This window comes from Salmonella sp. 3C (assembly GCF_025426275.1).
Classification (GTDB): Bacteria; Pseudomonadota; Gammaproteobacteria; order Enterobacterales; family Enterobacteriaceae; genus Salmonella; species Salmonella enterica.
In genome coordinates, this window is record NZ_CP104858.1 from 1,867,357 (window position 1) to 1,881,772 (window position 14,416).

General features: G+C 51.8%; 14 protein-coding genes. 12 read left to right on the forward strand and 2 right to left on the reverse strand.

Annotated elements, in window-relative coordinates:
- The first annotated feature begins 23 nt into the window (after positions 1 to 23).
- From udp to tatD, 9 genes are all read left to right on the forward strand, one after another.
- Positions 24 to 785 (forward strand): uridine phosphorylase, encoded by a 762-nt coding sequence (gene udp / locus N7E69_RS08905; RefSeq protein WP_000045169.1) that lies wholly within the window; start codon positions 24 to 26, stop codon positions 783 to 785.
- Positions 786 to 924: 139 nt separating this feature from the next.
- On the forward strand, positions 925 to 2,355 hold the full coding sequence (gene rmuC / locus N7E69_RS08910) for a DNA recombination protein RmuC (RefSeq protein ID WP_000355562.1): 1,431 nt from the start codon (positions 925 to 927) through the stop codon (positions 2,353 to 2,355).
- Between the two features lie 95 nt (positions 2,356 to 2,450).
- Positions 2,451 to 3,206: a bifunctional demethylmenaquinone methyltransferase/2-methoxy-6-polyprenyl-1,4-benzoquinol methylase UbiE gene (gene ubiE / locus N7E69_RS08915; RefSeq protein ID WP_000229009.1), complete on the forward strand. Its 756-nt coding sequence runs from the start codon at positions 2,451 to 2,453 to the stop codon at positions 3,204 to 3,206.
- Between the two features lie 9 nt (positions 3,207 to 3,215).
- A complete protein-coding gene (gene ubiJ, locus N7E69_RS08920) occupies positions 3,216 to 3,821 on the forward strand; it encodes a ubiquinone biosynthesis protein UbiJ (protein WP_001116092.1) in 606 nt (201 codons plus the stop codon).
- Positions 3,818 to 5,458 (forward strand): ubiquinone biosynthesis regulatory protein kinase UbiB, encoded by a 1,641-nt coding sequence (gene ubiB, locus N7E69_RS08925; RefSeq protein ID WP_000187559.1) that lies wholly within the window; start codon positions 3,818 to 3,820, stop codon positions 5,456 to 5,458. The genes ubiJ and ubiB overlap by 4 nt, the downstream gene beginning before the upstream one ends.
- A gap of 205 nt (positions 5,459 to 5,663) precedes the next feature.
- Positions 5,664 to 5,918, forward strand: a complete 255-nt coding sequence (tatA, locus tag N7E69_RS08930) for a Sec-independent protein translocase subunit TatA (protein ID WP_000508972.1) — start codon at positions 5,664 to 5,666, stop codon at positions 5,916 to 5,918.
- A gap of 3 nt (positions 5,919 to 5,921) precedes the next feature.
- The gene (gene tatB / locus N7E69_RS08935) at positions 5,922 to 6,470 is read left to right on the forward strand and encodes a Sec-independent protein translocase protein TatB (protein ID WP_000459612.1); all 549 of its coding nucleotides are present in this window, start codon (positions 5,922 to 5,924) and stop codon (positions 6,468 to 6,470) included.
- Positions 6,471 to 6,472: 2 nt separating this feature from the next.
- Entirely contained in the window at positions 6,473 to 7,252 is a 780-nt protein-coding gene (gene tatC, locus N7E69_RS08940) for a Sec-independent protein translocase subunit TatC (RefSeq protein WP_000257554.1), read from the forward strand.
- A 41-nt stretch (positions 7,253 to 7,293) separates the two neighbouring features.
- Positions 7,294 to 8,076 carry a 3'-5' ssDNA/RNA exonuclease TatD gene (tatD, locus tag N7E69_RS08945; protein ID WP_000459637.1) on the forward strand — a complete coding sequence of 261 codons (783 nt, stop codon included), beginning with the start codon at positions 7,294 to 7,296 and terminating at the stop codon, positions 8,074 to 8,076.
- A gap of 7 nt (positions 8,077 to 8,083) precedes the next feature.
- Here the strand turns inward: tatD and rfaH are convergent, their stop codons facing one another.
- Positions 8,084 to 8,572 carry a transcription/translation regulatory transformer protein RfaH gene (gene rfaH, locus N7E69_RS08950; protein ID WP_001192409.1) on the reverse strand — a complete coding sequence of 163 codons (489 nt, stop codon included), beginning with the start codon at positions 8,570 to 8,572 and terminating at the stop codon, positions 8,084 to 8,086.
- Between the two features lie 185 nt (positions 8,573 to 8,757).
- Here rfaH and ubiD point away from each other — a divergent pair, with 185 nt between their 5' ends.
- The 3 genes from ubiD (at position 8,758) to N7E69_RS08965 (ending at position 13,049) form a co-directional block, all read left to right on the forward strand.
- Complete coding sequence (gene ubiD / locus N7E69_RS08955) at positions 8,758 to 10,236, forward strand: 4-hydroxy-3-polyprenylbenzoate decarboxylase (RefSeq protein WP_000339754.1); 1,479 nt, start codon at positions 8,758 to 8,760, stop codon at positions 10,234 to 10,236.
- Positions 10,237 to 10,321: 85 nt separating this feature from the next.
- Positions 10,322 to 11,023, forward strand: a complete 702-nt coding sequence (gene fre / locus N7E69_RS08960) for an NAD(P)H-flavin reductase (protein WP_000209832.1) — start codon at positions 10,322 to 10,324, stop codon at positions 11,021 to 11,023.
- Positions 11,024 to 11,225: 202 nt separating this feature from the next.
- Complete coding sequence (locus tag N7E69_RS08965; RefSeq protein WP_000669887.1) at positions 11,226 to 13,049, forward strand: aryl-sulfate sulfotransferase; 1,824 nt, start codon at positions 11,226 to 11,228, stop codon at positions 13,047 to 13,049.
- Between the two features lie 196 nt (positions 13,050 to 13,245).
- On the opposite strand, the gene fadA is transcribed toward N7E69_RS08965, so the two are convergent.
- Positions 13,246 to 14,409 carry an acetyl-CoA C-acyltransferase FadA gene (gene fadA, locus N7E69_RS08970; protein ID WP_000438783.1) on the reverse strand — a complete coding sequence of 388 codons (1,164 nt, stop codon included), beginning with the start codon at positions 14,407 to 14,409 and terminating at the stop codon, positions 13,246 to 13,248.
- Positions 14,410 to 14,416: the final 7 nt, after the last annotated feature.

Sequence of the window (14,416 nt, forward strand, 5' to 3'; positions counted from 1 at the left end):
CCCGATTCACAGAGGAGTTTTATATGTCCAAGTCTGATGTTTTTCATCTCGGCCTCACCAAAAACGATTTACAAGGGGCCCAGCTCGCCATCGTCCCTGGCGATCCTGAGCGTGTGGAAAAGATCGCCGCGCTGATGGATAAGCCGGTTAAGCTGGCATCTCACCGCGAATTCACCTCCTGGCGCGCTGAGCTGGATGGCAAAGCAGTTATCGTTTGCTCTACCGGTATCGGTGGCCCGTCTACCTCTATTGCCGTGGAAGAACTGGCGCAACTGGGTATTCGTACCTTCTTGCGTATCGGCACCACGGGGGCTATTCAGCCGCACATTAACGTCGGCGACGTTCTGGTAACGACCGCATCCGTACGTCTGGATGGGGCGAGCCTGCATTTTGCGCCGATGGAATTCCCGGCGGTTGCCGACTTTGCCTGCACCACTGCGCTGGTTGAAGCCGCGAAATCGATTGGCGCCACGACTCACGTTGGCGTAACCGCCTCTTCCGACACTTTCTATCCGGGTCAGGAACGTTACGACACCTATTCTGGCCGCGTTGTTCGTCGCTTCAAAGGCTCTATGGAAGAGTGGCAGGCGATGGGCGTGATGAACTACGAAATGGAATCCGCTACGCTGTTAACCATGTGCGCAAGCCAGGGTTTACGCGCAGGTATGGTGGCGGGCGTTATCGTCAACCGTACCCAACAAGAGATTCCGAATGCGGAAACGATGAAACAAACTGAAAGCCACGCGGTGAAAATCGTCGTGGAAGCGGCCCGTCGTCTGCTGTAATTCTCCTCTCTTTTGCAAAGGCCGACGCGTTCGGCCTTTTCTTTTTGCGTGGCGCCTCGCAGGAAATCCCTTTTAAACTGGACGTTTATACAGCACAATTCTATTTTGTGCAGGACAGTGTGGTTCCAGGAGAGGTGTTGTGGATATTACTCTTATGATAAGCGCCGTCGTGGCGCTGGCGGCTGGGGCGGTGATTGGCTGGCTGGCGACGAAAGCGCACGCCGATCAAATCCGCGCCGATCTTATCGAAGAACGGCGTGAGCTGGATATCGAACTTAGCGCGGCCCGGCAGCAATTAGCGCAAGAAGCGCACTGGCGCAGTGAATGCGAGTTACTTAATAACGAACTGCGTAGCCTGCACAGTATTAATACCTCTCTGGAAGCCGATCTGCGTGAAGTCACGACCCGTCTGGAAGCGACTCAGCAACACGCGGAAGACAAAATCCGTCAGATGATCAACAGCGAACAGCGTTTAAGCGAGCAGTTTGAAAATCTGGCGAACCGTATTTTTGAACACAGTAATCGTCGCGTAGACGAACAAAACCGACAAAGCCTGAATAGCCTGCTGACGCCGCTGCGTGAGCAACTGGACGGTTTTCGCCGCCAGGTTCAGGAGAGTTTTGGCAAAGAAGCGCAGGAGCGGCATACGCTGGCGCACGAAATTCGTAATTTGCAGCAGCTTAACGCGCAAATGGCGCAGGAAGCGATCAACCTGACGCGCGCCCTGAAAGGGGACAATAAGGCGCAAGGAAACTGGGGCGAAGTTGTGCTGGCGCGGGTGCTGGAGGCATCCGGACTGCGTGAAGGCTACGAATACGAAACCCAGGTTAGTATTGAGAACGATGCGCGCTCGCGGATGCAGCCGGATGTCATCGTCCGCTTGCCGCAGGGCAAAGATGTGGTCATCGACGCTAAAATGACGTTGGTCGCCTACGAGCGTTACTTTAACGCTGAAGATGACTACACGCGCGAGGCCGCTTTACAAGAGCACATCGCCTCGGTGCGCAATCATATTCGCTTACTGGGGCGTAAAGACTACCAGCAGCTTCCCGGCCTCCGCTCGCTGGACTATGTTCTGATGTTTATCCCCGTAGAACCCGCTTTCCTGCTGGCGTTAGATAAACAGCCCGAACTGATAACCGAGGCGCTGAAAAATAACATTATGCTGGTAAGCCCCACGACGCTGCTGGTGGCGTTACGGACAATCGCCAACCTGTGGCGCTATGAACACCAGAGCCGCAATGCGCAGCACATCGCAGACAGAGCCAGTAAGCTCTATGATAAAATGCGGTTGTTCGTTGATGATATGTCAGCGATCGGTCAGAGTCTGGATAAAGCGCAGGATAACTACCGCCAGGCGATGAAAAAACTTGCGTCGGGGCGTGGCAACGTTTTGGCGCAGGCGGAGGCCTTCCGGGGGCTAGGCGTGGAAATCAAACGCGAGATTAATCCGGATTTAGCGGAACAGGCCGTTACGCAAGATGAAGAATATCGTTTACGATCGATCCCTGAAGGGCGGCAGGATGAACATTATCCCAATGATGAACGGGTGAAGCAGCAGTTAAGTTAACCCATACGGAGTAGTTTAGTCCTGGCGCAGAGTAGGGCAAATTGGCCCAATCTGTTACACTTCTTGAACATTTTTATCGATAAGCAGGCACTGAGATGGTGGAAGATTCACAAGAAACGACGCACTTTGGCTTTCAGACCGTCGCTAAAGAGCAGAAAGCTGACATGGTGGCCCACGTTTTTCATTCTGTGGCGTCAAAGTACGATGTGATGAATGACTTAATGTCATTTGGCATTCATCGTTTGTGGAAGCGCTTCACCATTGATTGCAGTGGCGTGCGTCGTGGACAAACCGTTCTCGATTTAGCGGGCGGGACGGGCGATCTTACCGCGAAATTTTCACGTATGGTCGGGGAAACTGGCAAAGTTATCCTGGCGGATATTAATGATTCCATGCTCAAAATGGGGCGTGAGAAGCTGCGCAATATCGGCGTGATCGGCAACGTAGAGTATGTGCAGGCGAATGCCGAAGCTCTGCCTTTCCCTGATAATACGTTTGATTGCATTACCATTTCGTTTGGTTTGCGCAATGTAACGGAAAAAGAAAAAGCGCTGCGGTCAATGTTCCGTGTGTTGAAACCCGGCGGACGTTTACTGGTGCTTGAATTTTCCAAGCCTATCATTGAGCCGCTGAGTAAAGCGTATGACGCCTATTCTTTTCATATTTTACCGCGTATTGGCTCGATGGTCGCGAACGATGCGGATAGCTATCGGTATCTCGCGGAATCCATCCGTATGCATCCCGATCAGGATACCTTAAAAGCCATGATGCAGGACGCCGGATTTGAGAGCGTGGATTATTACAATCTGACGGCGGGTGTTGTGGCATTGCACCGTGGTTATAAATTCTAGGAGGGTGGAATGCCTTTTAAACCCTTAGTGACCGCAGGAATTGAAGGTCTCCTCAATACGTTTCTGTATCGTTCGCCAGCGCTGAAATCAGCCAGAACGCGCTTACAGGGAAAAGTACTGTGTGTGAAACTAAAGGGATTTTCGACGCCATTAGTCCTGGTATTCAGCGAACGCCAGGTTGATGTGCTGGGGGCATGGGAAGGCGAAGCGGACTGTACGGTAATCACTCAAGCTAGCGTTTTGCCAAAACTACGCGATCGTCAGCAGCTGGCCGCGCTTATTCGCAGCGGCGAACTGGAAGTGCAGGGCGATATTCAGGTCGTGCAAAATTTTGTGGCGCTCGCCGATCTCGCCGAATTCGATCCTGCGGAGCTGTTGGCGCCATACACGGGTGATATTGCGGCGGAAAGTATCGGTAAGGTCGTGCGTGGCGGGGCTAAATTCCTGCGCCACGGGTTTCAACGTCAGCAGCGTTATGCCGCTGAAGCGATCACTGAAGAGTGGCGTATGGCGCCTGGCCCGCTGGAAGTCGCATGGTTTGCCGAAGAAACCGCGGCTGTTGAGCGCGCCGTAGATGCTCTGACCACACGGCTGGAAAAACTGGAGGCCAAATGACGCCAGGTGAAGTACGGCGCCTATATTTCATCATCCGCACGTTTTTAAGCTACGGCCTTGATGAACTCATCCCCCGAATGCGTCTTACACTGCCACTCCGATTATGGCGCTATTCGCTGTTCTGGATGCCAAACCGGCATAAAGATAAATTGCTGGGTGAACGATTAAGACTGGCGTTGCAAGAGCTGGGACCGGTCTGGATCAAATTTGGTCAGATGCTCTCCACGCGCCGTGACCTGTTCCCGCCGCAAATCGCCGATCAGCTCGCTTTGCTTCAGGATAAAGTCGCGCCATTCGATGGTCGGCTGGCGAAAGCCCAGATTGAAGAGGCGATGGGGGGGCTACCAGTCGAAGCCTGGTTTGACGACTTTGATATCCAGCCTTTAGCGTCGGCGTCAATCGCCCAGGTACATACCGCGCGATTGAAATCAAACGGTAAAGAAGTGGTTATTAAGGTCATTCGCCCGGATATTTTGCCGGTAATTCAGGCAGACCTGAAACTGATTTATCGCCTTGCTCGCTGGGTACCACGCCTGTTGCCGGATGGGCGTCGTCTGCGCCCGACGGAAGTGGTGCGTGAGTATGAGAAAACGCTGATCGATGAGCTGAATCTGCTGCGGGAATCGGCCAACGCGATTCAGTTACGTCGCAATTTTGAAAATAGTCCCATGCTGTATATCCCGGAGGTGTACTCCGATTACTGTAGCCAGAACATGATGGTGATGGAGCGGATATACGGCATTCCGGTTTCGGATGTGGCGGCGCTGGAAAAGAACGGCACCAACATGAAACTGCTGGCGGAACGCGGGGTTAAAGTTTTCTTCACCCAGGTTTTCCGCGACAGCTTTTTCCATGCGGACATGCATCCGGGAAATATTTTTGTCAGCCATGAACACCCTGAAAACCCGCAATATATCGGCATTGACTGCGGTATCGTCGGGTCGCTAAACAAAGAAGATAAGCGTTATCTGGCTGAAAACTTTATCGCGTTTTTTAATCGCGATTACCGAAAGGTGGCGGAGCTGCATGTCGATTCAGGCTGGGTTCCGCCAGATACCAACGTTGAAGATTTTGAGTTTGCCATCCGCACCGTCTGTGAACCTATCTTTGAAAAGCCGCTCGCGGAAATCTCGTTTGGTCATGTGTTGTTAAACCTTTTCAATACAGCGCGTCGATTTAACATGGAAGTCCAGCCGCAACTGGTGTTGTTGCAGAAAACATTATTGTATGTTGAAGGGGTTGGGCGGCAACTTTATCCTCAGCTTGATTTGTGGAAAACGGCGAAGCCGTTTCTTGAGTCTTGGATCAAAGATCAGGTGGGTATTCCGGCTCTCACGCGGGCTCTTAAAGAAAAAGCGCCGTTCTGGGTCGAAAAAATGCCAGAAATACCTGAACTGGTGTACGACAGTTTGCGCCAGGGCAAATATTTACAGCACAGTGTTGATAAGATTGCGCGCGAGTTACAGGTAAACCATGTGCGCCAAAGTCAGTCTCGTTATTTATTGGGAATTGGCGCAACGCTGTTACTGAGCGGGTCATTCTTACTCGTCAACCGCCCTGAATGGGGATTGATGCCTGGCTGGCTCATGGTCGGCGGCGTAGTTGTCTGGCTGGTTGGCTGGCGTAAAACTCGTTGAGATTTTTTATCGCTCAACGCCGGTTGTGTCACGCAGGTACATATTATCACTCGAGGCAATACTCAGGCCGCAAGTCAATGTCGTCCCGGTCGTATGTAAAAGTATGTGAATAGGGCGGGCGAAAGCGGCTAACAAAGAGGCAGCGCGAAGGATAATGTGTATAATGCGGCCCTATTAATTCATCATCTATCACAGAGGAACATGTATGGGTGGTATCAGTATTTGGCAGTTGTTGATTGTTGCCGTTATCGTCGTACTGCTGTTCGGCACCAAAAAACTCGGTTCCATCGGTTCCGATCTTGGCGCGTCTATCAAAGGCTTTAAAAAGGCCATGAGCGATGATGATGCCAAACAGGATAAAACCAGTCAGGACGCTGATTTTACCGCTAAATCTATCGCGGATAAGCAAGGCGAAGCGAAAAAGGAAGACGCTAAAAGCCAAGATAAAGAGCAGGTATAATCCGTGTTTGATATCGGTTTTAGCGAACTGCTGTTAGTGTTCGTTATCGGCCTCATTGTGTTGGGGCCGCAACGATTGCCAGTAGCGGTAAAAACGGTAGCGGGCTGGATTCGCGCGTTGCGGTCCCTTGCGACAACGGTTCAGAATGAACTGACTCAGGAACTGAAACTTCAGGAGTTCCAGGACAGTCTGAAAAAAGTCGAAAAGGCGAGCCTGGAAAATCTGACTCCCGAACTGAAAGCATCTATGGATGAACTGCGTCAGGCGGCGGAGTCGATGAAACGCACCTACAGCGCTAACGATCCCGAACAAGCGAGCGATGAAGCGCATACCATCCATAATCCGGTGGTAAAAGGGAACGAAACGCAGCATGAGGGCGTCACCCCTGCCGCCGCTGAAACACAGGCGAGCGCGCCGGAACAAAAGCCGGAGCCCGTTAAAGCTAACGTGCCTGAGTCGACGGAAACCGCTTCCGTAGCCACGATAGACGCCGAGAAGAAATCCGCTGCGCCTGTTGTCGAATCTTCCCCCTCGTCGAGTGATAAACCGTAAACATGGCTGTAGAAGATACTCAACCGCTTATCACGCATCTGATCGAGTTGCGTAAGCGCCTGCTAAACTGCATCGTCGCAGTGCTTCTGATTTTTCTGGCGTTAATTTATTTCGCCAATGATATTTATCATTTAGTCGCCGCACCGCTGATTAAACAGATGCCGCAAGGGGCGACAATGATTGCGACGGATGTGGCGTCGCCGTTTTTTACGCCTATCAAACTCACCTTCATGGTGTCTTTGATCTTATCCGCGCCTGTCATTTTGTACCAGGTTTGGGCCTTTATCGCCCCGGCGCTGTATAAGCATGAGCGTCGTCTGGTCGTACCGCTGCTGGTATCCAGTTCGCTGCTTTTCTACATTGGTATGGCCTTCGCCTATTTTGTCGTATTCCCTTTGGCCTTTGGTTTCCTGACGCATACGGCGCCGGAAGGGGTACAGGTTTCGACAGATATCGCCAGCTATCTTAGCTTTGTCATGGCGCTTTTTATGGCCTTTGGCGTAGCCTTTGAAGTGCCGGTGGCGATTGTGTTGCTGTGCTGGATGGGCATCACCACGCCAGAAGATTTGCGTAAAAAACGGCCTTATATCCTGGTCGGGGCATTCATTGTGGGAATGCTGCTTACGCCGCCAGATGTTTTCTCGCAAACGTTGCTGGCGATACCGATGTACTGCCTGTTTGAAATTGGCGTTTTCTGCTCACGCTTTTATGTCGGTAAGCGACGGACGCGCGACGAAGATAACGAGGCCGAAACCGAAAAGGCCGAGCACACTGAAGACTAAACACAACCGCCCGCCAGGGCGGTTGTCATATGGGGGCAAGCATGTTTGATATTGGCGTTAATTTAACCAGTAGCCAGTTTGCAAAAGATCGTGATGATGTGGTCGCCCGTGCGTTTGCGGCGGGAGTAAAAGGTATGCTACTGACCGGAACGAACATCCATGAAAGTCAGCAGGCGTTAAAACTGGCGCGGCGCTACCCCCATTGTTGGTCGACGGCTGGCGTCCATCCCCATGACAGCAGTCAGTGGTCACCCGCGTCTGAAGACGCCATTATTGCGCTGGCGAACCAGCCGGAAGTCGTCGCTATCGGTGAGTGCGGGCTGGATTTCAATCGCAATTTTTCCACGCCGCAGGAGCAGGAGCGTGCCTTTCAGGCGCAGCTACAAATTGCCGCCGAATTGCAGATGCCAATCTTTATGCACTGCCGGGACGCGCATGAGCGATTTCTGGCATTGCTTGATCCCTGGCTGGATAGTCTTCCTGGTGCAATACTGCACTGCTTTACCGGTTCACGCCAGCAAATGCAGGCCTGTGTGGATAGAGGGCTCTATATCGGTATTACCGGGTGGGTTTGCGACGAACGACGCGGGCTTGAGCTACGTGAACTCTTACCGTTTATTCCAGCGGAAAAGCTACTGATAGAAACCGACGCGCCGTATCTGTTGCCCCGCGATCTTACGCCGAAACCAACGTCACGACGCAACGAGCCCGCGTATCTGCCTCACATCCTGGAGCGCATTGCGCTATGGCGTGGTGAAGATCCGCAATGGTTAGCGGCGATGACAGATGCCAACGCCAGAACCTTATTTGAGGTCGTATTCTGAACGATAGCTAAATCTTGCGAAAACCGGTGTTTTTTACGCTCTGCTTCACTTCTTTATTGAGTAAATTAAGCAGTAATATCGAACGCGTTTCGCCATCCGGTTCGGTAAAAATCGCTTTCAGCCCTTCAAATGCGCCTTCCGTGATGATGACGCTATCGCCGGGATAGGGGGTTTCAGGATCGACAACGCCTTCGGGCTTGTAGATAGAAAGCTGATGAATAACGCTGGAAGGCACGATCGCAGGATGCGCGCCAAAGCGCACAAAATGGCTGACGCCGCGCGTGGCGTTGATTGTAGTGGTATGTATCACTTCCGGATCAAATTCAACGAACAGATAATTAGGAAAGAGCGGTTCGCTGACGGAGGTACGTTTTCCGCGTACCATTTTTTCCAGGGTGATCATCGGTGTCAGGCAACTTACCGCTTGTCTTTCGAGGTGTTCCTGAGCACGCTGAAGTTGCCCGCGTTTGCAGTACAGTAAATACCAGGATTGCATAATGACTCTTATCCGCTTGTTCGGGGCGCAAGCATAGCAAAAGCCATGCGCGAAGTTAATTATACACTTCATCCTTTAAGCCGTATCTGGATTAGCGTTGGTTGCCAGAGTTCACGCTAATTTAACAAAAATACAGCATCCCGATGATGAACGCCGTATAATGATGCGCTTACCAAGAGGCTACAATGGACGCCATGAAATATCACGATTTACGCGACTTCCTGACGCTACTTGAGCTGCAGGGGGAACTAAAACGCATCACGCTACCTGTGGATCCTCATCTGGAAATCACGGAAATCGCTGACCGCACGCTGCGTGCCGGTGGACCGGCGTTGCTGTTTGAAAATCCTAAAGGTTACGCCATGCCGGTGCTGTGCAACCTTTTTGGCACGCCAAAACGCGTGGCGATGGGCATGGGGCAGGATGATGTTTCCGCCTTACGGGAAGTGGGTAAATTATTAGCGTTTCTTAAAGAACCTGAGCCGCCGAAAGGCTTTCGCGATCTGTTTGACAAGCTGCCGCAGTTTAAGCAAGTGCTGAATATGCCGACGAAACGGTTACGCGGCGCGCCTTGCCAACAGAAAATCGCGTCTGGCGATGATGTCGATTTAACGCGTCTTCCTGTCATGACCTGTTGGCCGGACGACGCCGCGCCGCTGATTACCTGGGGACTGACGGTAACGCGTGGCCCGCACAAAGAACGGCAAAACCTGGGCATTTATCGTCAGCAGTTGATAGGTAAAAATAAGCTTATTATGCGCTGGCTGTCTCACCGAGGCGGCGCGCTGGATTTTCAGGAGTGGTTAGCCGCGCGTCCGGGTGAACGTTTCCCGGTCTCCGTCGCATTGGGCGCCGATCCGGCGACGATACTTGGCGCCGTGACTCCTGTTCCCGATACTCTGTCGGAGTATGCCTTTGCGGGCCTGCTGCGCGGCACGAAAACTGAAGTGGTTAAATGCCTTTCTAACGATCTGGAAGTGCCTGCCAGCGCCGAGATTATCCTTGAAGGTTACATTGAGCCGGGAGAGATGGCGCCGGAAGGACCGTATGGCGATCATACGGGCTATTATAATGAAGTGGATAACTTTCCGGTCTTTACCGTCACGCATATTACGCAGCGTGAGGATGCCATCTATCACTCCACCTATACCGGGCGTCCGCCCGATGAGCCTGCGGTATTAGGGGTGGCGCTCAATGAAGTCTTCGTGCCTATTCTGCAAAAACAGTTTCCGGAAATCGTCGACTTTTATCTGCCGCCGGAAGGGTGTTCTTACCGCCTGGCGGTAGTGACGATGAAAAAGCAGTACGCTGGTCATGCGAAACGCGTCATGATGGGCGTCTGGTCGTTTTTGCGCCAGTTTATGTATACGAAGTTTGTTATCGTTTGCGATGATGACGTTAACGCACGCGACTGGAATGATGTGATCTGGGCGATTACCACCCGTATGGACCCTGCGCGGGATACGGTGCTGGTTGAAAATACGCCGATTGACTACCTGGATTTTGCCTCGCCGGTCTCCGGGCTGGGTTCAAAAATGGGGCTGGATGCCACAAACAAATGGCCGGGCGAAACCCAACGCGAGTGGGGTCGTCCTATTGTTAAAGATCCTGAAGTTACCGCGCGTATTGATGCGATTTGGGATGAGCTGGCTATCTTTAAATAACTGAAAGCGGACATCGACATTTCAGGCTGCGGCGACTCGGCTTGAAAAATGTCGGTATTGACCCGACACCCGACAGAGGGAGCGCATGACAACCTTAAGCTGTAAAGTGACCTCGGTAGAAGCTATCACCGATACCGTATATCGGGTTCGTTTAGTGCCGGACGCGGCGTTTTCATTCCGCGCTGGTCAGTATTTGATGGTCGTAATGGACGAGCGTGACAAACGCCCGTTTTCGATGGCTTCAACGCCGGACGAGAAAGGGTTTATTGAATTACACATTGGCGCTTCCGAGCTCAATCTGTATGCGATGGCGGTCATGGATCGAATTCTGAAAGACCGGGAAATCGTCGTCGATATTCCGCATGGCGACGCCTGGCTACGTGACGATGAAGAGCGTCCGTTGATTCTGATCGCGGGCGGTACGGGCTTTTCTTATGTGCGCTCCATCCTGTTGACGGCGTTAGCGCGCAACCCGAACCGCGATGTTACCATTTACTGGGGTGGTCGCGAAGAAAAGCACCTCTATGATCTCTCTGAGCTGGAAGCACTCTCTGTTAACCATCCGAATTTGCGTATTGAACCTGTTGTCGAGCAGCCGGAAGAAGGCTGGCGTGGACGTACAGGAACGGTACTTACGGCGGTATTGCAGGATTATGGTACGCTGGCGGGGCACGATATTTATATTGCCGGACGTTTTGAGATGGCGAAAATCGCCCGCGATCTGTTCTGTCATGAGCGTAACGCGCGGGAAGATCGTCTGTTTGGCGATGCGTTCGCATTTATTTAACTATTTTATGGGACGCAGTAGCGTCCCTTTTTACGTTAGCCTACCTAAAAGTCCTCTTAAATATTAATTAATCGTCAACTATAAAACCTTATGATATTGAATATCTACAGGCTTTGTATTGCGTGTAATAAATTAAGTAATATTATGTCCTGAGGCTATCAATAAAAATAGTTAGTTATTTATTTATAAGATGGAGAGTGTTATGAAATTTAAATATGCTTTAACTTCTCTCGCATTATCTGTTGCAATTTTGTCATCAGTACCTTCTACTGCTTTCGCCATCGGCGGCGCCAGCGGCGCTAAAGTGGACTATCAGGTCCAGGGAAAAATTGGCGAAGTTGTTATGAACCCCTATGATATCGCGCCGCTAACCGCCGTTATTCGTAATGGCGGTTACCAGTTACGTGACGTGCATGTACGGATTGTCCCCAAAGAAAATGGCCAGGAGATCGCGTATAAAGTTAATAATAAATACCTTTTAACGTATGGCGGTATCCCCGTCTTTGGTCTTTACCCAGATTATGTCAATACCGTTGAAGTTGAATATACAAGGATCCAGGGTAGTAAAACCGAAAATATAAAAGAAAGCTATAAAATGTATGCACCGCCTGCCTATATTGAATCAGCGGGTACAAAAGAAGAACAATCAGCACTCTTTACTATCGATGTTAAAAAGGTTTCCCCAGAATTTAAAGATCGCTTGTATCTTTTGAATAATACGAAAGATAAGTCTGGGAATGGAACGCGTACTGTCTGGAACAACCCTACTGGGGGTGCATTAGAATGGAACTTCACTACAGCTAACGCTATTATCGACACCTCCGGTGATATTCGTTGGTTTATGAATCCAAGTTCAATTTATGATTTAAAGTCAATTTATCGTGCTGGCGTTATGATGGGCTTTAAACAAAACCAGGATGGCGCACTATCGTGGGGCTACGGTCAGCGTTATGTGAAATACGATATCATGGGGCGTGAAATCTTTAACCGCCGCCTGCCGGATAATTATAACGATTTTTCACACTCAATGGATAACGCGGCCAACGGTCACTACTTCCTGCGTGTAGCCAGCTCTAACTATAAACGCCCTGATGGGAAAAATGTTCGTACCGTGCGTGATGTGATTGCCGAAGTTGATCAGAACGGCGTGGTAGTGGATGAATGGCGTCTGTTTGATATCCTCGATCCTTATCGTGATGTGATAATGAAAACCCTCGATCAGGGCGCTGTGTGCCTGAATATCGACGCCAGCCAGTCCGGCCATACGTTGAGCGAAGAAGATCTGGCGGCGCTGGACTCCTCCGACAAATTCGGGGATATCGTGGGTAGTGGGGCTGGCCGCAACTGGGCGCATGTCAACAGCGTCGACTATGACAGTGAAGATGATTCCATCATCATCAGCTCCCGCCACCAGAGTGCGATTATCAAAATCGGCCGCGATAAGAAAGTGAAGTGGATACTGGGTACGCCTGCTGGCTGGAAAGCGCCATTTAATGCCGCAATTCTGACGCCTGTGGATAGCAAAGGCCAAAAAATCGCCTGCCAGGACAGTGGCTGCGAGGGTGACTTCGACTGGACATGGACGCAACATACGGCCTTTAAAATTGATAGTAAGAGTAAAGGCGATATCTTATACCTTTCCGCTTTCGACAATGGCGATGGCCGCGGCTTAGAACAGCCTGCTATGCAGAGTATGAAATACAGCCGCTCCGTGATTTACAAAATCGACCAGAAAAACAAGACAGTCCAACAGATCTGGCAATACGGTAAAGAGCGCGGGAACGAGTGGTTTAGCCCGGTAACCTCTATCACCGAGTACCAGACTGACAAGAATTCTGTGTTCGTGTATTCCGCAACAGCAGGTGGTGCGTTTGATTTATCGGTAGGCGCATTTACCAGCTTGCCTAATCCGTATCTGGAAGAGTTCAAATGGGGAGAAAAAGAGCCTGCGGTTGAAATGCAAATACATGGTGCGCGTGGATATCAGGCTATGCCATTTAGCCTGACCAAAGCGCTTACTGAGTAGAGCGGGCCATACGGTGAAAAAACCCGCCCCTGACGGGCGGGAAAAACGGCAACTAAACTGTTTCCCGTCATAATTCGCGCAGCCTCTTTGTTGGCTGCCTTTGCTCACCCCGGGCACATAGTTATCTATGTGCCCGGGGATTCGCTCAGTTGCCGCTGCGCTGCAATGCGAGTTATTTAGGGGATATTATCTTTGATTAAACCCGCTCAAACACCGTGGCGATGCCCTGACCCAGACCAATACACATCGTCGCCAGACCAAACTGTGCGTCTTTGCGCTCCATCAGGTTGATAAGCGTGGTGCTGATACGTGCTCCGGAGCAGCCGAGCGGATGACCAAGCGCGATCGCACCGCCGTTGAGGTTGATCTTCTCGTCTATCTGCTCCATCAATCCCAGATCCTTAATGCATGGCAGGATCTGTGCGGCAAACGCTTCGTTCATCTCAAACACATCGATATCGCTGGCTGACAGTCCCGCTTTTTTCAACGCCAGTTTTGACGCCGGAACCGGCCCGTAACCCATAATTGACGGATCACAACCCACCACTGCCATTGAGCGAATACGGGCGCGAGGTTTCAGGCCCAGCTCACGGGCACGACTTTCGCTCATTACCAGCATGGCGGCTGCGCCATCGGAAAGCGCGGATGAGGTGCCCGCCGTGACCGTGCCACTAACCGGATCAAATGCCGGACGCAGCGTTGATAGCGCTTCGACCGTGGTTTCCGGGCGGATCACTTCATCGTAGCTAAACTGCTTCAACACGCCATCGGCATCATGACCGCCAGTCGGGATAATCTCCGTTTTGAATGCGCCAGACTGGGTGGCGGCCCAGGCGCGAGCGTGAGAACGCGCGGCGAACTGGTCCTGCATTTCCCGGCTAATGCCGTGCAGGCGGGAGAGCATTTCCGCCGTTAGCCCCATCATCCCTGCCGCTTTGGCGACGTTGCGGCTCAGACCCGGGTGAAAATCCACGCCGTGGCTCATCGGCACGTGCCCCATATGCTCCACGCCGCCAACCAGACAAACCTGCGCATCGCCGGTCATGATCATTCGCGCTGCATCGTGTAACGCCTGCATCGAGGAACCACACAGACGGTTGACGGTGACCGCCGGTACCGAATGGGGAATTTCTGCCAGCAGCGCGGCGTTACGGGCAATGTTGAAGCCTTGCTCCAGCGTTTGTTGTACGCAGCCCCAGTAAATATCATCGAGGGTCGCCGCTGTAAGCGACGGATTACGCGCCAGCAGGCTACGCATTAAGTGGGCGGAGAGATCTTCTGCCCGCACGTTGCGAAACGCGCCGCCCTTCGAACGGCCCATCGGGGTGCGAATAGCATCGACAATGACAACCTGTTCCATTGTGACT